The 26,069-nt window shown below is 72.2% G+C and carries 15 protein-coding genes and 1 pseudogene; 11 read left to right on the top strand and 5 right to left on the bottom strand.

Annotated elements, in window-relative coordinates; all coding sequences use genetic code 11:
- The first annotated feature begins 206 nt into the window (after positions 1-206).
- From WME85_RS07560 to panD, 11 genes are all read left to right on the top strand, one after another.
- On the top strand, positions 207-761 hold the full coding sequence (locus WME85_RS07560) for a hypothetical protein (RefSeq protein ID WP_437836551.1): 555 nt from the start codon (positions 207-209) through the stop codon (positions 759-761).
- A gap of 55 nt (positions 762-816) precedes the next feature.
- On the top strand, positions 817-3,477 hold the full coding sequence (locus WME85_RS07555; RefSeq protein ID WP_437836548.1) for a transglycosylase SLT domain-containing protein: 2,661 nt from the start codon (positions 817-819) through the stop codon (positions 3,475-3,477).
- A gap of 186 nt (positions 3,478-3,663) precedes the next feature.
- Entirely contained in the window at positions 3,664-5,073 is a 1,410-nt protein-coding gene (locus WME85_RS07550; protein ID WP_437836547.1) for a serine/threonine-protein kinase, read from the top strand.
- On the top strand, positions 5,070-6,161 hold the full coding sequence (locus WME85_RS07545) for a dipeptidase (protein WP_437836545.1): 1,092 nt from the start codon (positions 5,070-5,072) through the stop codon (positions 6,159-6,161). The genes WME85_RS07550 and WME85_RS07545 overlap by 4 nt, the downstream gene beginning before the upstream one ends.
- Before the next feature lie 58 nt (positions 6,162-6,219).
- Complete coding sequence (locus WME85_RS07540; RefSeq protein ID WP_437836543.1) at positions 6,220-7,323, top strand: hypothetical protein; 1,104 nt, start codon at positions 6,220-6,222, stop codon at positions 7,321-7,323.
- Between the two features lie 127 nt (positions 7,324-7,450).
- Entirely contained in the window at positions 7,451-7,681 is a 231-nt protein-coding gene (locus tag WME85_RS07535) for a hypothetical protein (RefSeq protein WP_437836541.1), read from the top strand.
- Entirely contained in the window at positions 7,678-8,007 is a 330-nt protein-coding gene (locus WME85_RS07530) for a type II toxin-antitoxin system RelE/ParE family toxin (RefSeq protein ID WP_437836539.1), read from the top strand. Before WME85_RS07535 ends, WME85_RS07530 begins: the two co-directional genes overlap by 4 nt.
- Positions 8,008-8,143: 136 nt before the next feature.
- Positions 8,144-8,689, top strand: coding sequence for a YkvA family protein (locus WME85_RS07525; RefSeq protein ID WP_437757358.1), 546 nt, complete (start codon positions 8,144-8,146; stop codon positions 8,687-8,689).
- 84 nt (positions 8,690-8,773) lie between these two features.
- The gene (locus tag WME85_RS07520) at positions 8,774-9,871 is read left to right on the top strand and encodes a metallophosphoesterase (RefSeq protein WP_437836537.1); all 1,098 of its coding nucleotides are present in this window, start codon (positions 8,774-8,776) and stop codon (positions 9,869-9,871) included.
- A 395-nt stretch (positions 9,872-10,266) separates the two neighbouring features.
- Positions 10,267-11,430, top strand: a complete 1,164-nt coding sequence (locus tag WME85_RS07515) for a hypothetical protein (protein WP_437836536.1) — start codon at positions 10,267-10,269, stop codon at positions 11,428-11,430.
- 182 nt (positions 11,431-11,612) lie between these two features.
- Entirely contained in the window at positions 11,613-12,092 is a 480-nt protein-coding gene (gene panD, locus WME85_RS07510; RefSeq protein WP_437836534.1) for an aspartate 1-decarboxylase, read from the top strand.
- A 9-nt stretch (positions 12,093-12,101) separates the two neighbouring features.
- On the opposite strand, the gene WME85_RS07505 is transcribed toward panD, so the two are convergent.
- The 5 genes and pseudogenes from WME85_RS07505 to WME85_RS07485 form a co-directional block, all read right to left on the bottom strand.
- Positions 12,102-13,487 (bottom strand): MATE family efflux transporter, encoded by a 1,386-nt coding sequence (locus WME85_RS07505; RefSeq protein ID WP_437836532.1) that lies wholly within the window; start codon positions 13,485-13,487, stop codon positions 12,102-12,104.
- Positions 13,488-13,672: 185 nt separating this feature from the next.
- Positions 13,673-15,427, bottom strand: a complete 1,755-nt coding sequence (locus WME85_RS07500) for a DUF6178 family protein (RefSeq protein ID WP_437836529.1) — start codon at positions 15,425-15,427, stop codon at positions 13,673-13,675.
- Positions 15,428-15,725: 298 nt separating this feature from the next.
- Positions 15,726-16,820: an amidohydrolase family protein gene (locus tag WME85_RS07495; protein ID WP_437836527.1), complete on the bottom strand. Its 1,095-nt coding sequence runs from the start codon at positions 16,818-16,820 to the stop codon at positions 15,726-15,728.
- 170 nt (positions 16,821-16,990) lie between these two features.
- Positions 16,991-18,142, bottom strand: coding sequence for an amidohydrolase family protein (locus WME85_RS07490; protein WP_437836525.1), 1,152 nt, complete (start codon positions 18,140-18,142; stop codon positions 16,991-16,993).
- Between the two features lie 30 nt (positions 18,143-18,172).
- Positions 18,173-25,990: pseudogene (locus WME85_RS07485) on the bottom strand (SDR family NAD(P)-dependent oxidoreductase); the annotation flags it as partial.
- Positions 25,991-26,069: the final 79 nt, after the last annotated feature.

Here is a 26,069-nt window from a genome sequence, read left to right as displayed (position 1 = left end):
CTCCCCCACACGCCCCCTCCCCCACACGCCACATCCGCTCGCCGGCGCGCGCCGTCTCGTGAGGCGGCGCGCCGCGATCGCTCCCCGCCCGCAGCCGCGCTGCCGCTTGCGGCCAGCGCCAGAGCAGCGATAGCGTGACCGGGTTGCGCCCGGGGACACCACACCTCGGTCGCAACGCAACCCTCTTCAGCACGAGGCAAGACTGGATGCGTTTACAGCAGAGCTTCAGCTTTGTTGTGGCGCTGGCGGTTACCCTCTCAGCCATCGGGTGCTCCGGCGACCCACCTGAGGGCGAGGGCGCCGGCGGACAGGCGGGGCACGGGAGCGCCACGGCGAGCAGCGCCGGGGGGCACGGCGGGCAGGCGGGGCACGGGAGCACCACGGCGAGCGGCGCCGGGGGGCACGGCGGAGAGGAAGGGAGCGCGGGCGGCGGGGGCACGGACGCGGCGCCCGACTTCGCGCTGTTCATCGTCCCCGCCACCGTCGACATCCCGTATGAAGCGACGACGTCGGTCGAGCTCTCGATCCGCCGGTTCAACGGCTTCGACGCGCCGATCGAGGTGATCGTCAACGCGCCGCCGGAGGGGCTGGTCGTCGCGCCGCTCGAGATCCCGGCCGGCGCGTCCACCGCCGCCCTGGAGGTCGGGGCCTCGGGGGAGCTCACGGTGGACACCACGTTCAACCTCGAGCTCGTGGCCCGCTCGGACGATCTGCTGCGCTTCGCCGCGGCCGCCGCCACGGTGGTCGCCGCCTCGCCCTGAGCGCCGCGGGCTCCCGGGCGCTGTGCGGCCGCGCGATCCGGAGTATGGTGCGGGCATGCCCAGGCTGGATGCCCGCTCCGGGGCCGCCGCGCTCGCGCTGGCCGCCGCGCTCGCGCTGACCGCCGCGCTCGGCGCCTCCTGCGCCGGCACGCCCCCCGCGGAGCGCGGCGCGACGACCTGCCCTCCACGGTGCCCGCCGCCCGCGCCGCAACAGACGCCCCTGCCCGCGGCGCCGCCGGAGCCGGTCGTCTCGGGCGCGCCGGGCGAGGCCCCGGTGTTCGATCCCGAGCGCCTCACCCTCGTGCTGGGCGACCCGCGGCTCGCGGCGGTGCAGAAGCTCGTCGAGCAGGAGGCCTACGCGAGCGCGGCCGCCGCGATGGCCCAGGCGATCGCCGCGCCCCTCTCGCCCGCGGACGCGGCGGCGTTCCGCTACCAGCTCGCGCGGCTGCGCGCGCTCGCGGGCGACCCCGTCGGCGCCGCGAAGGAGTACGACGCGGCCGCGGCGGCAGGCGGTCCGCTCGCCGATCACGCTCGGTTCGCGGCGGCCGACCTCCTCGCCAGGGCGGGGCAGCCCGACGCGGCGCTGGAGCGCGCGCGCGCCGTCGCGTCGGACGTCGCGATCGCCGACGAGCTCGATCGCATCGTCGCGGGCGCGCTCGCCGACAAGGGCGACATCGAGGGCGCGGCCGCGCGCTGGCGGGTGTACCTGGCCCGCAGCTGGCCGTCGTCGACGTGGGTGCCCGAGGCGCTCCGCTTCGCCCGCGCGCTGCTCCGCCACCCCGGCGAGGACCACGCCGAGGAGGCGATCCGGATCGCCCGGCGCGTGCTCGACGAGGCGCAGGGCGGCGCCGGCGCGGGGGAGGCGAAGGAGATCCAGGACCAGGCCCTCTCGACGCTGCCGTTCGCGCGGCGCAAGCCGTTCCTCGACCCGGGCCCGGCGGACCTGCTCGCCCGCGCGCGCGCCCTGCTCGCCTCGCGCCAGGACAAGGAGGCGCTCGCCGTCACCGACGCGCTGGTCGCCCTGCCCGAGGCGCAGGCGCCCTCGGCGTTCGCCTGCGACGCGTTCGCCGCGCGCGGCGAGGCGCTGGGGCGCCTGCGGCGGCGCGCGGAGGCCGCCGACGTCCTCGGCACGGCGATCGAGCGCTGCGGGCCGGCCGCGCCGGCCGCTGCCGCTGCGAGCGCCGCGCCGGCCGCTGCCGCTGCGAGCGCCGCGCCGGCCGCTGCCGCTGCGAGCGCCGCGCCGGCCGCTGCGAGCGCCGCGCCCCCCGCGACCGCGACGAGCGCCGTCGCCGCCGGGGCGGGCGCGCCCGCCCCGCGGCGGCCCGAGACGCTCTACAACGCCGGCCGCGCGTCGCTCCGCGCCGACCGGCACGCCGAGGCGGCCGCGCGCTTCGCGCTGCTCGAGAAGGAATACCCGGACCACCGGCTCGCGGACGACGCGCGCTACCTCGGGGCGCGGGCGCTGCTCTCGCTCGGGGACCAGGCGCAGTTCGTGCAGCTGCTCACCGCCATGCCCGACGACTACCCGTCGGGCGACATGGTCGCCGACGGCCTGTTCGAGCTCGCGCTCTTCGAGATGGAGCGCGACAGCTGGGCGGGCGCGGTCAGGCCGCTCGAGCGCGCGCTCGCGCGGTTCCCCCACGAGCGCGCGTACCACGCCGCCGGCAGGCTCCCCTACTACCTCGGCCGCGCCCACATCGAGACCGGCTCGCCCGACAAGGGCAAGGCGCTGCTCGAGCAGGTGATCCGCGACTACCCGCTGTCGTTCTACATGGCGCTCGCCCACGCCCGGCTCGCCGAGCTCGATCCATCGGCCGCCCAGCGCGCCCTCTCCGCGGCCATGGATCGCGACGCGAGCGCGCCGTACGCCGAGCTGCGGAGCCCCGCCTTCGCGCACCCCGCCTTCGCGCGCGCGGTGGAGCTCGCGCGCCAGGGCGAGGCGAGGCTCGCGCGGCGCGAGCTCGACCTGCTCGGCGTCGGCAGCCGCACGGCCCCGCGCGAGGTGATGTGGGCCTCGGCGTTCCTGCTCGCGCGCGCCGGCGCCCTGCCGCAGTCGTACAGCATCCTGCGCACGGCGATGGCCGCGCCGGCTGACGGCCGCGTCGAGCTCGCGGGGAACGTCGAGTGGCTCGACCACTACCCGGTCGGGCGCTGGCGCGGCGCCTGGGAGCTCGCCTACCCGCGCCCGTTCGGGGGCCTCGTCGCCGCGGAGACGAAGCGGAGCGGGATCCCCGAGGCGCTCGCCTACGCGATCATGCGCGAGGAGTCGGCCTTCGACCCGAAGGTGGCCTCGCCCGCGCAGGCGTTCGGGCTGATGCAGCTCATCGTGCCGACCGCGAAGCGCATGGCCAAGCCGCTCGGGCTGCCGTGGAGCGCCGAGGCGCTGAGGCGCCCCGAGATCAACGTCGCGCTCGGCTGCCGCTACCTCTCGGTGCTGCGCGGCCAGTTCTCGGACAACCCCCTGCTCGCGATCCCCGCCTACAACGCGGGCGGCGGCGCGCCGAAGCGGTGGATCGCCGAGCGCCCCTCGCAGAGCTTCGACCTGTGGGTCGAGCGCATCCCGTACGAGGAGACGCGGCTCTACACGAAGCGCGTGATGACGAGCCTCGCCGTCTACGAGCTCCTCTACGCCGGCGCTCAGCCGGGCGAGGCCCTGCGCACGCCGCTGCCCGCGAGCCCTGCGGCGCGCTCGGCCGTCGCGAACGCCGCGCCCTGACGCGACCTGACGCGACCTGACGCGAGCCGACGTCAGGGGCGCGCGCGGGTAGGCAAGCTGCCTGCTGCCTGCCCTGCCGACGTGGGCGCGCGCGCACGTCAGCAGTCAGCAGGGCAGGCAGCCTTCCCGCGCGAGGGCCGAGGTTTCGGCGAGCGGGGCGCGGCGAAGCTTTGGTAGAGTCCGCGCGTGGTCGACCCCTCGAGCCCCTCCCATCAGCTCGTGGGCGCCGTGCTGAGCGGGCGCTTCCGGATCGTGCGCCTGCTCGGCGAGGGGGGCATGGGCGCGGTCTACGAGGCCGACGGCCTGCGCGGCGAGGGCAAGCGCGCGATCAAGGTGCTGCACCCGGAGTTCACGCAGGACGAGCAGGTCCTCCAGCGCTTCTTCGCCGAGGCGGAGGCGACCAAGGGGTTCGTGCACCAGAACATCGCCTCGGTCTTCGAGGCGTCCCGCGCCGAGGACGGCACGCCGTACCTCGTGATGGAGCTCCTCCAGGGCGTCCCGCTCTCCGCGTACATCGACTCGGGCAACCCCATCCCGCCGCAGCAGGCCGTGCCGATCATCCACGAGGTGCTCCAGGCGCTCATGGCGGCGCACGGCCACAAGGTGATCCACCGCGATCTGAAGCCGGAGAACCTGTTCCTCGTGCGCGACCCCCGCGGCGGCTTCCGCGTCAAGGTGCTCGACTTCGGCATCGCGAAGGTGATGGACGCGGCGGGCGGCATGGGCCTGAAGACCCGCGCGGGCACGCTCCTCGGGACGCCCGGCTACATGAGCCCCGAGCAGATCAAGAACGCGCAGGGCGTCGACGCGCGCACCGACCTCTGGAGCGTCGGCGTGATCTTCTACGAGATGCTCACGGCGACGCAGCCGTTCCCCGCCGAGAACGAGTTCGCGCGGCTCACGGCGGTGCTCGCGAAGGAGGTGCGCCCGATCGAGCAGGTCGCGCCGCACCTCGCCGCGTGGAGCCTCTTCTTCCAGCGCGCCCTCTCCAAGGACGTGGGCGGGCGCTTCCAGACCGCCGAGGAGATGGCGCAGACGCTGAGCGCGATCGCGCACCGCACCGGCGTCGCGGCGCCCGGCGCGTGGGCCGAGCCCCAGGCGTCGCACTCGCCGCCGCACCAGCTGCCCTCGCTGCCGCCCCCGCAGCCCCCGCTGTACCCGCACGCGCTGCAGCCGGCGCACAGCGCGCAGCCGGCGCACAGCGCGCAGCCGGCGCACAGCGCGGCGCAGAGCATGCCGGTCGGGCCGAGGCCCCCGACCGTGCCCCCGCCGCGCGCCACCACGCCGCCCACGCAGACGACCCCGTCGATCGCGCCGACGGCGGCCTTCGCCGCCGTGCCGCCCCTATCCCCCGTGCCCCCCGCGCCGCCCGTGCCGCTCGTGCCGCCCGTGCCCGCCGGACCGACGTACATCAGCGCGCAGCGGCCCACGGGCGTGCCGACGCTGACGGGCGGCCAGTACGACGTGCGGGTCGTGGAGGTCCCCCTCCCCGCCGAGGCCGCGGCCTCGGAGGGCGCGGCGTGGTGGCTCGTGGGGGTGATCGGCCTCGTGTGCCTCGGCGTCGGCTTCGCGCTCGGCGTGCTGGTGAGCGGGTGAGCGCCGCGGGCCGCGTCCGCGCGCTGCTGGCGGTCACGTGCGCCGCCGGCGCCCTCGGCGCGCCGCGGGGCTCGCGCGGGGAAGCACCCGGCGGCCCCCCGCGCGAGCCGCCCGTGTACGTCGTCGATCTGCACGTCGACGTGCCCTGGCAGGTCCACTTCAAGGGGCGCGACAGGCGCCTCGACGACGGCCACGCCCGCAGGGAGACGCTCGTCGCGGGCAACTACCTCGGCATCGTGCTGCCGATTTACCTGCCCGACCGGGCGCGGCCCGAGGGCCCGCAGATCGAGGACGCCAGCGCGATCCTCGCGACCATCGAGGCGATCATCGCCGCGAACCCGGTGTTCCTCCCGCTCGGCTCGGCGCGGGCCGAGCCGGGGAGGATCAGCACCTTCCTCTCCATCGAGGGGGCCGGCGCGTTCGCGGCGGACATCGCGCAGATCGACCGCTTCATCGCGCGCGGCGTGCGGCTCATCAGCCCGAACCACGCGCAGAACACGCGGCTCTCGTCGTCGGCGACCGGCGAGCCGGCGGCGTTCGGGCTCACCGAGCTCGGCAAGCGGTTCTGCGAGCGCGTCTACGCGCAGGGCGCGCTCATCGACGTCTCGCACGTCTCCGACGCCGCGTTCGCGGACCTCGTCCCGATCGCGGCCGCGCACGGCGCGCCGATCGTCGCGACCCACTCGAACGCGCGCGCGGTGGCGAACCGGCCGCGCAACCTGACCGACGAGCAGCTGCGGCTCATCGCGCGGAGCGACGGGGTCGCGGGGCTCAACTTCCACGCCCCGTTCGTGAACGGCGCGAGCGAGGCGGACATCGACGACGTGATCGCCCAGGTCGACCACATGGTCCGGGTGGCCGGCGTCGATCACGTCGCGATCGGCTCGGACTTCGACGGCGGCATCATCCCGCCGAAGGGGCTCGACGACGCGTCGACGCTGCCGGCCCTGGCCGCGCGGCTCCGGCAGCGGGGCATGTCGCGGGCCGACGTGGAGAAGATCTTCTCGCAGAACGCGCTGCGCGTGCTCGGCTGGCGGCCGGCGGTCAGTCTACATACCCGCGCGGCGGGCGGCGCGGGGAGGTTGTAGCCTGCCTGCGGGCGTGGACCGCCCGCGCGCCCCCGGCGCGGTCGTGGTAAGGGCAGCCATGCGCAGGGGAATCGCTCGGTCGGCGCGGGGGCTCGCGGCCCTCGCTGTCGTGGCGTCCGCCGCGGGCCCGAGCTGCGCGGAGCTCGGTCACCTGGAGGGCGTCGGCGAGGCCGTCTGCCCCGAGCTGGGCGGGCCGGGCGACGTCCTCGGCGCGAGCTTCTCCGCGGACGCGCGGGCGAACGCCAAGGTGAGGACGTTCGTGCAGGCGGCCAAGGACATGGCCGCCGTGTCGGCGGCGATCGAGGCGCAGGTGGCCGACGCCTGCCGCCGGATGGGCGCGGATCTCGGGATCCCGCCCGCGCAGATGGCGCCGCGCGACGAGGCGGGGGGCCAGGCGAGCGGCGCGTGCGGGGCGGTCTCGGCGGCGATCGACGCCATCCTGCGGCAGGGCGCCGGCGTGCAGGTCGCGGTGACGCCGCCGGCGTGCCAGGCGAACGCCCAGGCCGGGGCGCGCTGCAGCGGCGCGTGCGACGTGCAGCTCGACCCGGGGCAGATCGTGGCGCAGTGCGAGCCCGCGCGGCTCTCCGGCTACTGCCAGGGCCGCTGCGCCGGGCGGTGCGACGGGCGCTGCGTCGGGCAGTGCCGCGGGCAGTGCTCGGCCTACGACGCGCAGGGGCGCTGCGTCGGGCAGTGCAACGGCGAGTGCGACGGCGGCTGCGACGCGACCTGCCACGCGCGCTGCGAGGGCACCTGGCAGGCGCCGCAGTGCGCGGGGATGGTGCGGCCCCCGAGCGCCGACGCGGAGTGCGAGGCGAGCTGCCGCGCGCACGCCGACGTCTACGCGGCCTGCACGCCGGCGCTCGTGCAGGTGCGCGCGTCTCCGGGCGCCGAGATGGCCGCGCGGCTCGCGGCGACGCTGCAGGCCAACCTGCCGGCGCTGCTGCACGCCGAGGTGGCGCTCGGGCGGCGGCTCCTCGGCGACGCGCAGACGGTGGTCCAGGTCGGCGCCGCGCTGCCGCGCATCGTGGGCGACGCGGGCGGGCGCGCGCTCGCGTGCGTCGCCGGGGCGGCCGAGGCGTCGGCGAGCGCGTCGGTGCGGATCCAGGTGAGCGTGCGCGCCAGCGCGAGCGTCACGGGGCGCGTCGGGGCGACCGGCGGGTAGCGGCGGGGGCGGTGGGCGAGGGAGCGCGGCGCCAGCAGTGCGGGCACAGCGGGATGCGCGAGGGACGCGGACGGCGCCGCGAAGTGCGGCGAGTGCGGCGCGGCCGCGACAGCGTTAGAGTTCTCCGGTGCAAGCGCTGAAGGCCCGCGTTCAGAACGGTCGTATCGTCGTGAACGAGCCCACCGACCTGCCGGAGGGCACGGTGCTCGAGCTGGTCGTGGCCGATCCGGGCGACGAGCTGGACGACGAGGAGCGCGCCGAGCTCCACGCGGCCCTGGCGGAGGGGCTCGCCGAGCTGCGAACGGGGGGCGGCATCGACGCGGAGGAAGTCCTTTCCGAGCTGCGGGCCCGCGGGTGAAGGTCCGGTTCCTGGGGAGCTCGGCCGAGCACGCGCGGGCGGCGGACGCGTGGTGGCGCGAGAACCGCCAGGCGGCGCCATCCCTGTTCGCGGAGGAGCTCGCCGCGGCGCTCCGCATGCTCAGGAACGCGCCAGAAATGGGAGCGCCCTACGGGCCCAAGGCCAACCACGGCGTGCGGCGGGTGCTGCTGTCGCGGACGCAGTACCACGTGTACTACGCGTACGTTCCGGAGGAACGCCTCATCGGCGTGCTCGCCGTCTGGAGTTGTCTGCGCGGGAAGCCCCCGAGCTTGCGGCACGCGCGGGATTTGAAGAATCGACCGTGACCGCGCCGCGACGCTCATCGCTCGTCCGGCGCCGCTGCGCGGGTACGCCGCCCGCCGGCGCGCCGCCCTTTGCATCGACGGCATGGACGGCGCCGCGCCGGTCGGACTACCCTCCCGCTCCCGCCGGGAGGATCCCATGACCGATCTCGACGACCGCTGCCTCGATACGTTCCCCGAGTGGCTCCGCAGCCTCGCCTCGGACGCCACCGATCTGGCCGGCCTGCTCGCCTCGCCGGAAAGCCCGGAGGCGGCGCGCCGCTCGCTCGCGGGCGGCCTCAACTACCTCTTCAAGTCGCTCGACCTCATCCCCGACGGCATCGAGGACCTCGGCTTCCTCGACGACGCCTTCGTCCTGCGCGTCGCCGCGGCGTTCGCGGCGGCGGAGAGCCCGGAGCTGCGCGACCAGGCGCCGACCGTCGCGCGGCTCGCCCGCGACGCGGAGCTCATCGCGGAGCTGCTCGGCGCCGACCACGCGCGGCTCAAGACCTACGTCCGCTCGCTGGAGAAGGGCGCCGCGCGCGGCCGCACCGTCGACGACATCCTCGGCGACGAGCAGGTCCGCACGTCGTTCATGCACGAGATCGCCGGCTGGGCGTCGAGCTACACCGCCCCGACCTTCAGCCGCGACGCCAAGAACCTGATCAAGCTGAAGTCCTTCCTCTCGGCCAAGCTCCCGGCCTGATCGCGCGCTGCGACGCGGTGGCTGACTGGCTACGCGCCGCGCGCGCTGTACACCTCGCCCATCGTCTCCGGAGGAAAGCGATCGATGTCAGCAGCTCCCCGCTTCTCCACGCTGCTCGCCCCGCCGCTCGCCGCGCTGCTCCTCGCGGGCTGCGACGCTGACCGCCCCGCCTCGACGGCGCCGCGGCCCGCGCCCGCCGCCTCGGCCGCGGCCCCGAGCTCCGCCGCCGCCGCGCCCGCGCCGCCGCCCGACACCGACCGCTCCTACGCCCGCCCCGCCGCCGACCGCGTGGTGGCCATCGGCGACCTGCACGGCGACCTCGCGGCCACGCGCGCGGTCCTCCGGATCGCGGGCGCGATCGACGCCTCGGATCGCTGGGTCGGCGGGAAGCTCGTGCTCGTCCAGACGGGCGATGAGCTCGACCGCGGCGACGGCGAGCAGGAGATCGTGGACCTCTTCGATCGCCTCGCCGCCGAGGCGCGCGCGGCCGGCGGCGCGGTGTACGCCTTGAACGGCAACCACGAGGTCATGAACGTCCAGCTGGACTTCCGCTACGTCACCGAGGGCGGGTTCAAGGACTTCGAGGACGCGCCCGGGCTCGACGCGTCGGGGCCCCAGCTCGCGCCGGTGCCGCCCCCCGCGCGCGCCCGCGCCGCCGCGTTCCTGCCCGGCGGCCTCTACGCGAAGAAGCTCGCGGCGCGCGACGTGATCATCGCGGTCGGCGACACCGTCTTCGCGCACGGCGGCGTGCTCCCGTCGCACACGCGCTACGGCGTCGCGCGCATCAACCGCGAGGTGCGCGCGTGGATGGAAGGAAAGGGCCCCCCGCCAGCCGTGGTCACGGCCGAGGACAGCCCGGTGTGGGCGCGCCTCTACTCGAGCGATCCGCCCCCGAGCCCGGGCTCGAACGCCTGCGCGGCGCTCGACCAGGCCCTCGCCGCGATGTCCGCGAAGCGCATGGTCGTCGGCCACACGGTCCAGCGGAACGGCATCACCTCGGCCTGCGGCGACAAGGTCTGGCGCATCGACGTCGGCATGGCCTCGCACTACGGCGGCAAGCCAGCAGCGCTGGAGATTGCCGGCGACACGGTCCGCGTCTTGACGAGCGAAGCGAGCGAACCGAAAACGCCGGGCGGCGACAAGGGCGAGAGCAAAAAAGGTGTGAGCGGCGAGAAAAAGTGAGCCGTGAACACAATGAGTCGACACTTGAACCGACGGCGAGCCGCGCCGGCGCAGCCCACGCATAACGCACCAGGACGCACAGAACGCGAGCTAGCACGCGGACCAGCACGCGGACGAACACCGGCGCGGCGCGCCTCGGGTCCATTGACGGGCGCCGAGAGAACCGGATAACGTTGCTGGCAAACTGGCTCGTTTCGAGCCGCAGGGGAAGGGAATCAGATGCCTGAGCTGCCGCTCGCGCTGATCCACGAGGCGAATCGGGGCACACGGAACCCCGCCCTGGAGCTCGGCGAGCGGCTGCTTTCCCCGCTGTATCCTCGTGTCCCACCTTCTCCGCTGCACCGCTGTCGGCAGCGCGAGCGCTGCGCAGCGTCGCTCGGCACGGGGAGCGGCTGATGGACGATGACGAGCTGTTGCGCGCCTTGAAGCGCATCGCGCAGCAGGATCCAGGGAGCGATCCGCGCTGGCGCAAGCTCACCGAGGAGGCGCTCCCGGAGGACGCGCAAGGCGCCCCGGGCGGCGCCGCGGAGCGGCCGAGCGAGGACGGGCAGGAGCGCCAGGTCCGGATGCCCCTCGACGACGAGACCCGCGCCCGGCTCGCCGATCAGCTGATCGCCCAGCTCCGGGAGCCGCGCCGCGACGCGCCCGCGCCGCCGTCGCCGCCGCGTCCGATGGTCGACCGCAAGTCCGGGATCCGCTTCCGCGGCCCCCACGAGTGGGACTGTGAGGCGGAGGAGCCGGGCGACGCGGCGGAAGCGCCGCAGCTGAGCGCCGACGCCGACTCGCTCAGCGGCACGAGCGCGCCCTCGACGCCCACGACGACGGACGCGCCGGTCTGTCGCGCGATCGGCGGCGATTCGGTGCCGCCAGGAGCGTCGGACGGAGCGTCGGACGGGGCGTCGGAGCCGCCCTGCGGCGCGCTCCCGAGCGCGGCGCCGGGGCCGATCGCCGCGCTGACGCTGGACGGAGCGGACCTCGCCGTCAGGCTGCCGCGCGAGCGCCCGCCGTGCCCCGAGCTGATCATCGAGCGGCGGACCTCGCGGCGGGATCGGGCGCGCACGCTGATGAGCGCGGCCGGCTGGGTCGCGGCGGGGACGCTCGTGTCGCTGCTCGCCCTGCGGCCGGCGCCGTTCGCGCCGGGCGCAGCGCCGCTCCCGGAGTACACGATCGCGACGGCCCTCGGGGACGGCCCGCAGCAGGGCGATCGTGAGCCGGGCGCCCCGGCCAACGTGGCCCACGTCGGCCGGGGCGCCCGGCTCACGATCGCGCTGGCGCCCGGCGCGCGCGTGCCCGCGCCGGTCGACGTGAAGGCCTTCCTGGTGCAGGGCGGTCAGGCGCGCCCGTGGCCCGTGGCGATCGACCTCGACGGCACCGGCGGGGCGCGCGTCTCGGGCACGCGCGAGGCGCTCTTCAAGGACGTCGCGGCGGGCGCGTGGGAGGTCGTCTTCGTGATCGGCGAGCCCGGGTCGCTGTCGAGCCTCGCCAAGGCGCTGCCCGACGAGCGCGCCGTCCACCTGGCGGGGGGACGGCTCCTCCGGCAGCGATTGTTCCTTGACTGACCGCCACTTGGACTAAGAGGAAGACCGTTCCTCCCGCGGCGAGGCGGCGAGGCGGCGAGGCGGCGATCGATGCGCGCGCGCGCGCGTCGATTGACGCTCGGCGCGCGCATCGATCGACGCTCGGCGCGCGTCGATCGATGCGCGCGCCGCCGCTCCTCCGGGAGGGGCAGAGGTCATCACGCATGAACCGACGGATGTTCAAGAGCAAGATCCACCGCGCGACCGTGACCCACGCTGATCTGCACTACGAGGGCAGCGTCACGATCGACGCCGACCTCCTGGAGGCCGCGGACATCCTGCCCTACGAGGCGGTCGACATCTGGAACGTGACGCGCGGCTCGCGGCTGACGACCTATGCGCTCGAGGGGGCGCGCGGCTCCGGCGTGGTCTGCATCAACGGCGCCGCGGCGCACCTCAACCAGCCCGGCGACCTCGTGATCATCGCGACGTTCGCGGACATGGACGAGGCCGAGGCGCGGCGGCACACACCGCGCGTGCTCCGCGTCGACGGGCAGAACCGGCCCCTCGCCGACCAGCCCCCCGAGACGCCCGGGCCGCTCGCGCCGGGGAGGCCGCTCGACGCCCCGCCGCCGGCCGTCAGCGCGCCCGAGGCGGCGCGGCCGGCCACGGCGCCGTCCGTGTCGCCGTTCACGTCCAGCTGACCGCGGGCGTCACCCGGCGTGTGGCAGCGTCCGCACCACCGGCGCGCGGGCCAGGAGGACGAAGCGCGCCGAGAGCACCGTCGCGACGGCGATGAGCCCCGCGGTGAGCCCGAACCAGAGGCCGCGGACGCCGAGGCCGAGGCCGAAGGCGAGCCCGATCGAGAGCGGCAGGCCGAAGCCCCAGTGGGCCACGAGGTTGGTCCAGAAGGGGAACCGCACGTCGCCCGCGCCGCGCAGCGCCCCGGCGGCGACCGCCTGGATGCCGTCGAACAGCTGGAAGAGCGCCGCGATGCGGAGCAGCGGGACGCCGATGGCGATGACCTGCGCGTCCGGGGTGAACGCGCCGATGAGGGCGCGGGGGAACGCGGCGTACGTCGAGGCGCTCACGCACATGATGCCGGCGCCGAGCAGGATCCCGAGCAGGCCGGGGCGCAGCGGCGACCGGCCCGCGCCGACGGCGTGCCCCACGCGGACGGCGGTCGCCCCGCCGACGCCGATGGCGCCCATGAACGCGAAGGCGGCGAGCCCGATCGCGACCTGGTGCGCCGAGACGACGGTGGCGCCGAGCCGCCCCGCGAGCAGCGCCGTCATCCCGAACACGCCGACCTCGGCGAGCAGCTGCAGCCCGATCGGGACGCCGAGCCGGTAGATCACCGCGACCGGCACGGCGGCCGCCTCCTCGCGGGTCGCCGCGCGCCGGCGCCGCGCGGACCAGAGCACGATCGACGCGAGCACGGCGCTGGCGACGCTCGCGGCGAGCCCCGCGCCGAGCGCGCCGAGCTGCGGCAGGCCGAGCGGCGGCAGGCCCACCCAGCGCAGCGCCTCGTCGCCGCGGACCATCAGGTTGCAGGCGACGACGTTGACGAGGTTCGCCACGATCACGGCGACGAGCGCGGGCCGCGTCGCGCCGTGGGCCTGGAGGAAGCTCTTGCTGGCGAGGAAGACGGGCCACAGGAAGATCCACAGCGCGTGGCCGAGGATGTACCGGCGCACGCCCGGGACCAGCGCAGGGTCGACGCCCATGGGCGCGAGCGCGAGGGTGACCGCGAGCGCGGCCGCGAAGGCGACCACGCTGATGAGCAGGCTCGCGCGCAGGGTCGAGCGCAGCGCCGCCCAGGCCTGCCCCGGGCGGCCGGCGCCGATCGCCTGCGACGCGAGCGGCTCGACCGCGGCCGAGACGCCGATGCCGAGCGCGTTCGACGTGTGGACGATCGTCCTGCCCATGGCGCAGGCGGCGAGCTCGTTGACCGAGACGCGCCCCACGATCGCCACGTCGACGAGCGACATCGCGACGAGCCCGGCCTGCGCTACCGCGATCGGCAGCGCGAGGCGCGCGAGCACGCGCAGCTCGGAGCGCGCGCTGTCGCTGGCGAGGGGGGCGGAGGCGAGGGTCACGGGGTCCCCGAACGGCAAAGGGGCGCCACCATAGCGCGCCGGGGTGGGAGCGCTCGTCGAAGGCGACGAAGCGGGCCCGACGGCGTCGAGGCGCCCGGGCAATCGACGGCTCGCCAGGCGCCGTCCCCGCGGGGGCTTGCCGCGGACGAAAGTTCTACGGTTCCTGCCCGGTGAGGCCCGCGCCGCTACTTCTTTCGGCTGGATCCGGGCTGAGGGCGCTTGCGTCGAGGCTTGGCGGGCGCGTCGGCGGGGGCGCTGCGCTCCGGGCCCTCGGCCCCGACGACCGCCAGCTGCTTCAGCGACGCGTGGATGGCCTGGATCTGCGCTGCAGTGGAGATGAAGCGCAGGCGCCGCCCCTCCCGGGGCCGCGCTCCCCTGCCCACGCCGCGCGGCAGCGTCGGGAACTCGTCCAGGAGCGCGCGGAACACCGATGTCGCCTCGCGCCCGAGCGCCTGCTTGATCCGACCGAGCTTGCCGCGCGCGCGCCACGGCTTGCCCGCGTCGATGTCCGCTCCGAGCCCCAGCGCCACACGCTCGATCTCCTTGGCCACCTGCGCGTCGGACTGGCTGGGGGCGAGCGTCGCCAGCGTCCTCCGGAGCGCGCCCGCGGCGAAGAGCTGCACCTCGTGATGCAGCAGGCTCCACCCGGCCATGAACATCTTCACCGCGTCGTGCTCGGTCATCACCGACGCGAGCTCGTCCACGCTCGGCTTCTTGCGCCCCGCCCGCTCCTCGAGGAGGCGCTCGAACCCGAGGTTGCACGTGCAGATCACGGCCTCGACGGCCTCGAAAGGCCGGAACGCGCGGCCCTCGTGGCTGCATCCGGAGATGAGCACGTTCACGAGGTAGCTCAGCTCCATCAGCCGCTTCGCGTAGAGCGCCGCGTCGCGCGCCATCACCTCGCGGATCGCCGATGCGAACAGGAGATCGTCCCCGTGCTTCGGGCCAGCCGTGAGGAGCGCCGGCTCGGCCGCAGGCGGCAGGATGTCCGCCTCGCGTAGCACCTCAAGGAAGCGCCTGACGCTCTCCGCGCTCTCCGCGGTCTTCCCGTCCGGGGTCGCAAGCCGCCGGATCGACGCGGCGGCGGATGGAGGCTGCGCGGGCGCCGCCCGGAAATGCGCGCGCGTGACGGCATCGTACGTCCGCGACTGGAGGAGCTCCTCCAGCGGTGTGACCCTCGCCAGGTTGAGGAAGCTCACGGCCGCCGACGGGGCGACGAACCCGCCTTGCTCGCGCCGGTCTTCCCGCTCCGCGGCCGCGTCGGACTCCAGCATTTCCTCGGAGGTGAGCACGTCGTACAGGCCGCCGTACTGCTCGATGTACACGGTGGACATCGCGCAGCACCTCTCCAGCAACGCGCGCAGGAGCGCGTGGTGCTCCTTGTCGAGCTCGATCAGAACCAGGAGAATGGCATCCCAGCTCCGCTGGTCCCTCGCGATGACGCGGAACTCCTCGAACTCGTGATACGGGCAGTTATCGAGCGCCCTCTCGATGAGGTCGGGGTCGTCGCCGCGCTGCAAGGCCGACAAGCGCTCCCAGCTCGTCATCTGCACGCCGAGCCTGTCGACGTCGATGACCAGGACGTGCTTGTACAGGGCCATCGTGACGAAGTCCTCGTCGAGCTCGGCGATTTTCCGCGCCGCGAACGCCTCACCGGCCTCGAGCATCACCTCGAGCCAGAGGGCGAATCGGTCGGCGTCGAACGTCTCGTCTTTGCCAGGGCGCTCGCTGCGCCACAGGTCCTCGTCGAAGATCCCCTTGAGCTGCTCGGTCGTCGCGAGCGCGACGATCTCGCCCGCGTCCTCCAGGCCGATGTGATGAATGAGCCTGGTGAGGACCGGGGCCTCCAGGCCCTGCACGAGGTGGACGAGACCCGGCTGCTCGAGGAGCCGCGCCACGAGGTGGCGAGGCTGGGTCGACCTGGCAAGCGTTGTGGTCATGGTTCGCCTTTCCAGCGTAGCTGACCGCAGGCACGCCTGCGGCGGCCGCGACGCTGAGGTGATGACGGGGTGTGGCCATCCGGCCCGTGGACTCTGAAACGGATTTTACACAGATCGACTTCGAGTCAACCAAACATCGCCGTGCCTCGTCCCGACGAGCCTGGCCAGTCCAGTGACCTGGACCGAGAGGGCCTCGTGTCGCCTCCTGCGTCGAGCGCGCGACGAGCCCGGTCACTGGACCCATCACCCGGGCGGGCGCTCGCCGCCCATCGGGGCGGCGAGCGGCACGGTGTGCCCGTTACACCGTGAACCCGTACAGCCGCGCGGCGTTGTCGTGCACGAGCGTCGTGATCTCGTCCTCCGGTACGCCCGCGAACTGCTTTTCGATGAGCGCCTGGGAGTCGGGCCACATCGACTCCGTGTGGGGATAGTCGTTGCTCCACATGAGACAATCGAGGCCGGTCTCGTGGCGATTCTTGATCGCCATCGGATCCCACAGAAATGAGCACTTGACCTGGCGCTTGATGTAGTAGCTCGGAAGCTCCTTCAGCGAGCTCACCGGATAACCGAAGCCCTTCGCCTGCTCGCGGTTCACCGGGTCCAGGGTGTAATGGTCGTAGAGATGCATCGCCCAGGCCAGCCACCCGGCGTGCAGCTCCGTGAAGACGACCTGGAGGTCCGGATGGCGCTCGAGGATGCCGGAGTTGACGAACATGCCGAGCAGCTCCGCCGTGTGCCCGGCCATGCCGATCCACGTGTTCAGCGAGCCCGCGGGGTTCTCCTCGGGCTTCAGCGAGACCCACGGCATGAGCAGGCCGGTGCCGGAGATGTGGAGAACGAAGGGAATCTTCAGCGCGGCGCATGCCTCCCAGAGCGGCTCCCACTCCCGGAGGTACCACGGCTTGTCGCGGATGACTTCGGGCATGAGCACGGGGCGCAGCCCTAGCCCGGCAGCGCGCTCGAGCTCCTTCACGCACGCGTCGACCCCCGCGGGGACGGGCAGCCAGATTGAAGGTGCGAACTGGCCGAGATGATCCTTGTACGTGTCCGCGTACCAGTCGTTGTTCAACTTGCACCACGCGACGGACACATCGGGATCGGGACCGCCGAAATAGCCCGTCGCCGATTTGCCCAGGAGAACCTCGGCCACGACGCCGTCCTTCTCCATCTCGGCCAGGCGCCCCTTCGGATACAGGCTCGCCGCGATGTGCCCCTGCGAGTTGCCGATGGCCAACCGCGCCATGTTCGCTTCGTCGTCCAGATCGACCTTGATGCCCGCGACGAGCGGATTCTTCGCATCGCTGATGGACATCATGTTCGCGATGTCGGGCCGCATCAGATACACCCCGTCCGCGCGGCGCTCGAGGTGCGGAACCTGTCTCCGGTACTTCACCGGCAGCTCGTCGGCCACCTCGAATGGAATCGATATATGAGAATCCGCTGTGATCAGCCGGCGTCTCTTCGACGCTTTCCCGTATCTGGCTTCGGCTGCCGTCGTGATGGGATTGAACACTGTACTCTCCTTGTTGAATCGGGGATGGACCGGGGCGTCGCCGTCACGTGCTAGCTGGCGAAACCAAGCCGGTAGATGCGCTTCACGTTTCCGCCCAGCACCTTGGCGCGCGTCGCCGGCGATAACACGTTCGCGAAGCGCTTGAGATCGTCGACCCACGTGTGCGGGTGGTCCGGGTGCGGATAGTCGGTCGCCCAGATGAAGCAGTCGGCGCCGATATGGTCGATCGTGTGTGGCGCGGCAGTCTCGTCGGGATCGCCCGACACAAAGCACTGCCGCCGGAAATACTCGGTAGCGCTGAGGGCCTTGCCCCTGAACTTGAACGACTCGGTGAACGCGTCGAGCCGGTCCAGCATCGCTCCGATCCACCCCGCGCCGGACTCCAGCACGCCGAGCCGGAGCTTCGGGAAACGGTCGAAGGTCCCGAGAGAGAAGAACGAGATCAGCGCCTGCTGGACGATGCTGCGCAGCCAGAGCTGCTCGCCCCAATGGCGGCGGTGTTCCGGCCAGTCGAAGATCCCGGCCGCAGTGTCGTGCGGCGTCAGGGTCGGGTGGATCGCGATGGGCACGTCGAGCTCGCAGCATTTCGCGAACAGCGCGTCGTGCCTCGGATCGCCGTGGAGCACGCGGCGATGATTGAAACACGTGACCCACGCCCCCTTGCACCCGTCTCTCACCGCGCGTTCGAGCTCGGCAGCCGACCCCTCCGGGTCCAGCAACGTCAGCTGCGCGATCGGCACGAGCCGGCCGCCCGAATCGCGGCAGAAATCGGCGATCCAACGGTTGTAGGCACGCGAGTAAGCCAGGGCGATCTCCGGGTCGCGCACGTCCGCTTCCCACATGATGCTCAACGTCGGGTACAGCAGGACGGCATCGAGGTTCTCCTGCCTCAGCAGCTCCAGGCGCTCCTTCGGATCCGCCGACCCGAACGGCCGGCTGTCGGCGTAGCGCCGGTCGGGTCGAGGCCGCATGTCGTCGCTGCCCATCGCGCCCAGGATCCCGAGGCTCCCCTTCTCCACGCGCGAGGCCGGCTGGCCGTCGACTTCCAGATATTCGTAGCCATCGTTGCCAACCCTGATGCGCAGCGCGCGCGGCTTGTACTTCTGCTCGAGGTAGTTCTCCCACAGATCGGCCGGCTCGAGAACGTGGCCGTCCGCATCGATCGCACCTGAATACGGAAATTTCTTGATTTCGTATGCCATTTGACGCCGCTCCGGTTTACCAAGAATTGTTCACGAGACCACCGCGCCGGTAGCGCCGCCCGGCTCGCGAAAGGGATACAATGGAATCTGAATAAACCGCCCGCCGAATGCACGCTCGACGTCCTCGATCGCGCGAAGATCGCTTCCTCTTATCCAGAACGCCGCCAGCTTCGGCCAATTGCGCTCCGCGAGGCACGTCTCGAGGAGGCGCCTCTCTTCCGCGGGCTCGAGCAAGCCATGGATGCTCGAATCACCCGACAGCGCGTCGGCGAAGGACACCTTGCCTTGCAGCGTCGAGGCCGGCCGCGCTGGCGCCTGCGCGTCCAGGTACTCGCCGAGCCTCGAGACTAGCTCGTCCTTCGTGGACGCCAGGATCGCCAGTCGAAACCGAAGGGGCTCCCGTCGGAGAGCCGTCGTGTAGGACAGGTCAGCGAGGCTGAGGTGTGGATCCGCCGCCACGTGCCGCCGCAGGTTCCGCGCCATGCGATGAAGATGCTTCACCGTGTGGGCCGAGAGCAGGACCAGCCTCTCGATGCCGTCCGGAGGACCGGCGCTCCCCTGGCCCCGCGCGTCCGCCGGAGGCTCCTCGAGCACGACGGCCCCCAGCGTGCCGCTCCGGCCTCGGGAGGCGAACACGCCCCTGCGCTTCCCGTCGTGTCCGGCGGCGGTCTGCCATTCCGCGAGCGAGCGTTGAAGGTAGAAGGGACTGTCTTCCATGTCAATCTGGGGATTCAGCGGCTCCGCCTTGATCGTCGGGACGAGCTGGGCATGGTGGATCTGCAGGGCGACCTTGGTGAGCTGCGCGATGCCGCAGGCGGCGATCGAGTGGCCGATGTTCGACTCGACCGTGCCCATCGCGCAGAAGCCATTGTCCGTCGTCTGCTCGCGGAACGCCTTGCTGAAGCCAGCGAACTCGCAATAGTCGCCGGTCGGGATCCCCATCGCCATCGCCTCGGCGCAGCCGATCGCGCGAGCGTCGACGCCGGCCTTCTTCAGGCACTTCCTGATGACGTCCGCGAGGCGAGTCGGCTCCGGCGGCAAGTTCGCCATGTCCCCCGCGCTGGTCAGGGCGGTGCCCTTGATGACGGCAAGGATGGGATCACCGTCCCGAACGGCCGCGTGCAACGGCTTGAGCAAAGCAGCGCCGACGCCCTCGGACATGATGACGCCACCTGCGTTCGAGAAACCGCGGCACTCCGGCTGCATTCCCTGCTGCCAGCGCGCGAAGGCATAGAACAGCTGCGGCGAGTGCACGTGCACCCCGCCCGCGATGGCCAGCTCACAGTCCCCGTTCACGAGCGCCTGGCAGGCGATATGCAGGGCCGTCGTCGATGAAGCGCTGTGAGAATCCACGACGACCGTGGGACCGTTGAGGTGCAGGAACCCTGCCGCGCGCCCCGCCACCATGCCCGTCGTGAAGCCGGCATGAACGAACGCGCTGGCGCCGGCGTAGACGCCGATGTTCCCGTGGTGACGCGTCTTGACGTGATACGAGGTGTATCCCGCGTGCTCCAGCAGGTGCCAGACGGCCTCCAGGAACAGCTTCTCCTGGGGATCGAGGCCGTCCACCTCGTCGTCCTCGAAGTGGAAGAACTCGTGATCGAACGAATCCAAGCCGGACATGAATCCGCCCCGATCGAGCACGGCCTCGGCGGGGAGATCCACGGAAGCGGCATGACGCCGATGATCCCATCGCTCCGGCGGGATCGTCGTGATGCCGTCCCTCCCCGCCTTGAGGTTCTCCCAGAATTCATGGACGTCATCCGCTCGTGCGTACCGGCCGCTCAGTCCGATAACGGCGATGTCGAGCGCTCCTGCTGCTGGACGCGCCGCCGCCTCCGCGCGCGCCGGCCGCAAAGGCCAGCGCGACGCTCTCGCCGGATCTCGGACCACGGCTACCGGTGTCACCGCGCTCGGTGTCTCGCCCCTGCCAACGGCGGCAGGCTGCGACGCCGAGCTCAGGACGGCGGTCAGCGCGCCGCGGTGGTGCTCGAGGAAGTAATCCGCGAGCGCCGCCAAGCTCTGGTATTCGAACAGCAAGGTCTTCGACAGCGAGCCGAACGCCTTCTCGAGCTCCCCTGTCATGCGGACGGACATGACGGAATCGACACCATAGGCCTCGAGCCGCGCGTCGGCGTCGATTCGTGCGGCGGGAAGCTCGGTCGTGCTCGCGACCAGCTGCTTCAGGTATCGAACCGCCTGCGCCTTGAGGGTAGTCGTGTCGGACGTTCGCTCCGCAGGACGGCTCTCTTGCGTGCGCACGGCCTCCGCAGGGCTCGCGCGCTCCGCGCCGGCGGACGCTCTGGACTCCGTCAGCCCGAGCCGGCGCTGCCAGCGCGACGGCGCGCCGTAGATCACGAGCTGCTGTGTAGGCGGTTCGCTCAACAGCTGCTCGAAGAGCTCTAGCCCCTTCTCGGGCTCGAGCGCCCGCTGCCCGGTGTACTCGAGATAGACACCCGTGGCGTCCGCGTTCGCCATCCCCATGCCGGACTGCGCCCACACCGGCCACGCGAGGGCGACGACCTTCGTCCGGTCGTGCCCCGATCGCGCACGTTCGCTGCGGTGTACGGCGTGCGCGATCTGAAAGCGGTTTCCGAGCGCGTAGCTGCCCGCGCCCCAGTCGCCGACGATCGCCGACATCGACGAGAAGTAGCAGATGAAGTCCGGCGTCTCCCCATCCAGCGCCGCGTCCAGGGCCAGCGTCCCGTCGATCTTCGGCGCGAGCGTCGTTTCGAAGGCACGGAGCGAGACCTTGCCCATCAGGTCTCCGCCGAGCACTCCCGCTGCGTGGATGACGCCGTCCACGCGCCCGAGCTCGTCGCGCGCCCGTGCCACCACCGCGCGCATGCGATCCACGTCGCAGACGTCCGCCTGCGCATAGATCGCCTTGCCGCCCGCCGCTTCGAGCGCCCTCACGCGCTCGACCGTCGCCGCGTTCAGCTCGGAGCGTCCGGTCAACACCACGTTCGCGCCGTGACGTTCACAGAGGTGCCTGGCGAAGACCAGGCCGAGCCCGCCTGCGCCGCCGGTGATGAGATAGGTCCCGCCGCGCCGCAGGAGCGACGCGGCCGACGTCCGCTGCGTCGAATGCAGACGACGGACCCGACGTTCGCCGTCCTCGTAGAAGACGTTCTCCGCCGCGCTGGAGACGAGCTCCGCCCAGACCCGGGGCACCCACTCGTTCACCCAGTCGCCCGTGCCTGCGCTGCCCGTCGCGCACGGCCAGGCCATGACGGACGCCCGAGCCTCGGGCAAGACGGCCTTCAGCGAGGAGCTGAGCGTCGTCCACGCATCGAGATGGCAACGCGCGACCGCGCTGTCGTATCGACCGGCGAAGAGCAGGCGCGTGGACGTCACTCCGGCCTGGTCCAGGCCCTGGATCAGCGCGAGCAGCCCCCCGTAGCGGCCGACGCCGGAGGGGTCCTGAACGCCGCGCAGGCACAGGACCGCTTCGATCGGGCCGTGCTCCGACGCGATGTCTTTCAGAGCCGAGGCGAAGGTTGCGGCGTCTTCGTTCACGACGTCATAACGAGATGCGCTCTGCTTCGCGTACTGCTGCGCAGCCGTCAGCACGACCGTCCGCACCGCCGGATCGAGCTTCCCGAGAGCGCTGCGCACCGCCTCTGCCCGGGACGCGTCGGGCAACACACATACCAGCGTGCGATACCGGCTGCTCGACTCGGCCCTGAGCGGCTCCGGCTGCCACCGCTCTTCGAAGGTCATCACCTCGAAGGGCTCCACGAACGGCGCGGCGGGCTTCTCCGCGTCTGCAGGGCTCGCCGACGCAGGCTCGTACACGCGCGAGCTGAATCCGCGGATCTCCACGCAGGCCGTGCCGTCGTCGTCGACCAGATCGACGTCGAGCTTATGGACGTTGCTGCTGCTGTCGGCTGCGGTCCGGACATGAACCCAGACCGCCGTCGGACATGCCTGGAGAACGGTGAGCCTCTCCAGCGCGAACGGCAGCACCAGCCTCGCGGCGCCCGCGGCGTCGTCGTGCTGCTGCGCCGCGAGCAGGCCGATGGATGCCTGGAGCGCGCCATCGAGGACGCTCGGATGGAGGACGTACTGGCCGCGCGTGTCGGCCACGTCCTCCGGCAGGGCGACCCGCGCCACCGCGAACGTCGATCCCTGTTCATCGACGCCGGCGCTGACGTGCCGCAGGCTGCGGTGGGCGGGGCCGTACTGGAAGCCCAGCGATCGGTAAATCTCGTAGCACTGCTCGGCGCTCAACGTCACGCGCTGCGCTCGCGCTCGGAGCGACTCGATGTCCACGACGCGACGCTCACCCGCCGCGAGGACCGCTCTGCCCTGGGAGTACGTGACCTCCTCACCGTCCGCTCGAGCCCCGTAGATCTCGTACGCGAACTCGTCGTCGCCCTCCGGGCGTAGCCGTATGTGGACGACCGCCGGCGCGTCGCCGACGACGAGCGGGCGCGCCCAGGCCACGCTCGTCAGGCTCATCACGGCGCCGTTCCCGGACGCACCGGCGATCTCCAGGGCGGCGCGCCCCATCTCGAGGTGGGCCACGCCCGGCAGCGTCCGCTGCCCCTTGACGACGTGGTCGGCGAAGAAGAACTCATGCCCCGTGAACGTCGACGTGAAGCGCTGCTCTGCGAAGTCCGAGGTGTTCGTGTGCAAGAGCGGATGCAGGACGTCCGCCCGCGAGGTCCCAGCCGCGATCGCGCTCCGGGGCTCGCTCGCTGCCTCGACCGCGTCGGGCCGCCAGTATCGCTCTCTCGCGAACGGGTACGTCGGCAAGCTGATACGGCGCGGCCTCACGCCGTCGTAGAGCTTCGCCCAGTCGAACGACAGCCCCTTCACCCACAGCTCGAGGACCTTGTCGTACTTTCCCCGCTGAGCCCACTTCGCGACCGCCTCGCGGAGCTCCTCGTCGACGGCGAACAGAGAGAGCGCGTCGGCATCGCTCTTCACGTGCCCACGGAAGAGCGTGCCGCGCTTTGCAGGGGCGTCGCTTCCATCAGCGGCGATCGCGAGCTTCTCGCGCACCTCGTCGAGGGTGGCGGCCATGAACGCGAGGCGATGCTCCAGCGCCTCGCGACCCACCTGGAGCGTGTAGGCGATGTCGGCGAGATCCGCGTCACCGTACGTACCATTCGCGAGGTGCTCGATGAGGCGGCGCGCTCGCTCCTGCAAGCGGTCCGGCGTCTTCGCCGACAGCACGATCAAGGCCGGGCCAGCGCGCGTGACGGGCCCCCTCGGCCGCGTCTCGTCACCGGCGCTGAACTCCTCGATGATGACGTGCGCGTTCGCGCCTCCGGCCCCGAACGAGCTCACCCCCGCGACGCGCGGGTGCTCCGTCCGTATCCCGTCGCGGGTGACGACGGGTCGCGCCCAGTCCTCGAGGAACCGCTGGACGCGGAACGGCGTCTTCTCGAAGTCGATATGCGGATTCAGCGTCGCCGCGTGCAGGCTCGGCACCAGCGTTCGATGCCGCAGCTGCAGCACCACCTTCGTCACCCCGGAGATGCCGGCCGCGCTCTCCAGGTGTCCGATGTTCGATTTCACCGAGCCGATCGCGCAGTACTCCGTATCGGCGGTATGCTGCGCGAACGCGCGCGTCAGGCCGGCAATCTCGATGGGATCGCCCAGGCTCGTCCCCGTGCCGTGGGCCTCGACGTAGCTGATGGTCCTCGGATCCGCCTTCGCGTCGAGAAGCGCCTGCGCGATGACCTGCGCCTGAGCCGCGGGGTTCGGAACCGTGAACCCGCTCGCCTTTCCGCCGTGATTGACGCTGGCGCCCTTGATCACGGCGTAGACGTGATCCTCGTCCGCGATCGCGGCAGCGAGCGGCTTGAGGAGCATCGCGCCGACCCCCTCCCCGGGCACGTAGCCGTCGCCACCCTCGCCGAAGCTCTTGCAGCGTCCCTCGCTGGAGATGAACTGCCCCTGCGAGAGCAGCAGGTACTTGTTCGGATGCACCGAGACGTTGACGCCGCCGGCGATCGCCATCGCGCAGCTGCCGCTCTTCAGGCTCTGACATGCCAGGTAGATGGCGGTGAGGGAGCTCGAGCACATCGTGTCGACGGCGATGCTCGGCCCGTGCAGATTGAAGAAGTACGACACGCGGTTCGCGACGGCGGCGCCGCTTCCGCTCAGCGCGTACGGGACCTGCGACGCGTGCGTTTGTGCGCCGTAGAGCTGGTATTCCTCGTACATCACGCCGACGAACACGCCGACGTTGCCGTCGCGTGACTTGAGCGTGTCGCGTGTGTAGCCGGCGTCCTCGAACGTCTCGTAGGCACACTGCAGGAACAACCGCTCCTGCGGATCCATGTACTGCGCCTCGAGCGCCGAGATGTTGAAGAACAGCGGATCGAACTCGTCGACGCCGTCGATGAACCCGCCGAACCTGCAGTAGATCTTCCCGGGCTTGCCGCGCTCGGGATCGAAGTACCGGCTCTGGTCCCACCGCCCCTTCGGGATCTCCGAGATGCAATCCCTGGCGCCGCGCAGATTGTCCCAGAACTCGGCGATCGTGCTCGCCATCGGATACCGGCCGCTCAGGCCGATAATCGCGATGCCTCCCCCGTCGCCCGCGTTCGTCTCCTCGCGGGCGAAGCCGTGAGGCGCCTCGCCGAGCGGCGCTCGTGTGAGCCCTTCGCTCGCCGCCGCATGGCCGTGGCCGCCGGCATCCCCGCTCGCCCTCCGTCGCGACCAACCCGACGCGACGCCCGACTCGACGAGGTGCGCCGACAGCGCCGCGATGGTGCCGTGCTCGAACAGGAGTGTCGGCGAGAGCGGCGCCCCGACGTGACCCTCGATCGCGCGCACGAGGTCGAGGAGCCCCGCCGAATCGATCCCCATCTCGTAGTAGCCTGCGGTACGATCGATCTCGGCAACCGGCAGACGGAGCTTCTCTGCGATGACGCCCCGGAGGAGCGCCTCCACCTCGAGCAGAGCGTCCGTCCCGGCGCCGAGCGCCGCCGGCGCCGGCGGTACGGGCGACGCGCCTGACAGAGGACGCACTCTCGCGCCCTCCGTGATCGACGAGGGGTCACGGACGAGCTTCCCGGCGAGGTTCTTCAGCTCGGCGATCTTGCGCCCCGCCTCGTCGAAGAACTCCAGAGTTGAGTAATTGAGCTCGCCAGCACGGCGCGCCGCAGCGCGCCTCACCCGGGCAATGCAGCTCCTCTGCAGCAACGCGGAAGCGCGGAACGACTCGTAGAAGAGGGGCAGCGCCAGCTGCGCCGATGGACCGTCCCCGAGCCATGCCGACGCGAGACCGCCTGCGCCCACGGCGCTCCCGTCGAGCAACGTGGGGTGGAACATGAGGTGCTCGGCGCTCTCGAGCGCCGCAGCGCTCAACCCGCAGTCGACGTAGATCGCCGAGTCGGTGACATACAACCTCCCCTGCGCTCGCATGAACTCGTCGTGCACGAGCTGCAGCCGTCGACATTCCGCATACACCTCGTCGAGGCTCACGACCCGAGCCGCCGCTCGGGCGACGGCGGCCAGGTCGACGCGCTCGTCGGACACGAAGGGAGCCGAGCGATGCATCTCGGCGGTCACGTAACGCTTGCTCTCCCCTGCGCTCGCTCCTTGCCGTCGCGAACGGCCCTCGACGACCAACTTCCACACGCCGGGCTGCGTCTCCGTGCAGTCGATGACCAGCGAGACACCCGCTTCCTCGGACACGACGAGCGGCTGATAGATCGACACGTTGCGCAGCTCGAGCCGGGCGGGATCCTCGTGTCGATCGCGGAACGCCTGGAAGAAGAGATCGATGTACGCCAGGCCCGGCAAGAGGTGGCGACCGAGCACCTGGTGCCCCCGTACCAGCGGGTTTTCGATGTCAACCAACCAAGAATCCATCATCACTCCCTCGGCTCCAGCGCACGGAACGGTCGCCTCCCTCGCTCGAGCCCGTCGTAGGTCGGATTTCCCTGCATCATCGCGGGTGGCG

Source organism: Sorangium sp. So ce1153 (assembly GCF_051521595.1).
In the GTDB taxonomy this organism is placed as follows: Bacteria; Myxococcota_A; Polyangia; order Polyangiales; family Polyangiaceae; genus Sorangium.
This window is presented reverse-complemented; position numbering and strand designations above follow the sequence as displayed.

Bases quoted from the DNA above. Each gene is read 5' to 3' on its own strand.
- WME85_RS07490 (WP_437836525.1), bottom strand. From the start codon at position 18,142: ATGGCATACGAAATCAAGAAATTTCCGTATTCAGGTGCGATCGATGCG.
- WME85_RS07560 (WP_437836551.1), top strand. From the start codon at position 207: ATGCGTTTACAGCAGAGCTTCAGCTTTGTTGTGGCGCTGGCGGTTACC.
- WME85_RS07540 (WP_437836543.1), top strand. From the start codon at position 6,220: ATGCGCAGGGGAATCGCTCGGTCGGCGCGGGGGCTCGCGGCCCTCGCT.
- WME85_RS07555 (WP_437836548.1), top strand. From the start codon at position 817: ATGCCCAGGCTGGATGCCCGCTCCGGGGCCGCCGCGCTCGCGCTGGCC.
- WME85_RS07525 (WP_437757358.1), top strand. From the start codon at position 8,144: ATGACCGATCTCGACGACCGCTGCCTCGATACGTTCCCCGAGTGGCTC.
- panD (WP_437836534.1), top strand. From the start codon at position 11,613: ATGAACCGACGGATGTTCAAGAGCAAGATCCACCGCGCGACCGTGACC.
- WME85_RS07515 (WP_437836536.1), top strand. From the start codon at position 10,267: ATGGACGATGACGAGCTGTTGCGCGCCTTGAAGCGCATCGCGCAGCAG.
- WME85_RS07500 (WP_437836529.1), bottom strand. From the start codon at position 15,427: ATGACCACAACGCTTGCCAGGTCGACCCAGCCTCGCCACCTCGTGGCG.
- WME85_RS07520 (WP_437836537.1), top strand. From the start codon at position 8,774: ATGTCAGCAGCTCCCCGCTTCTCCACGCTGCTCGCCCCGCCGCTCGCC.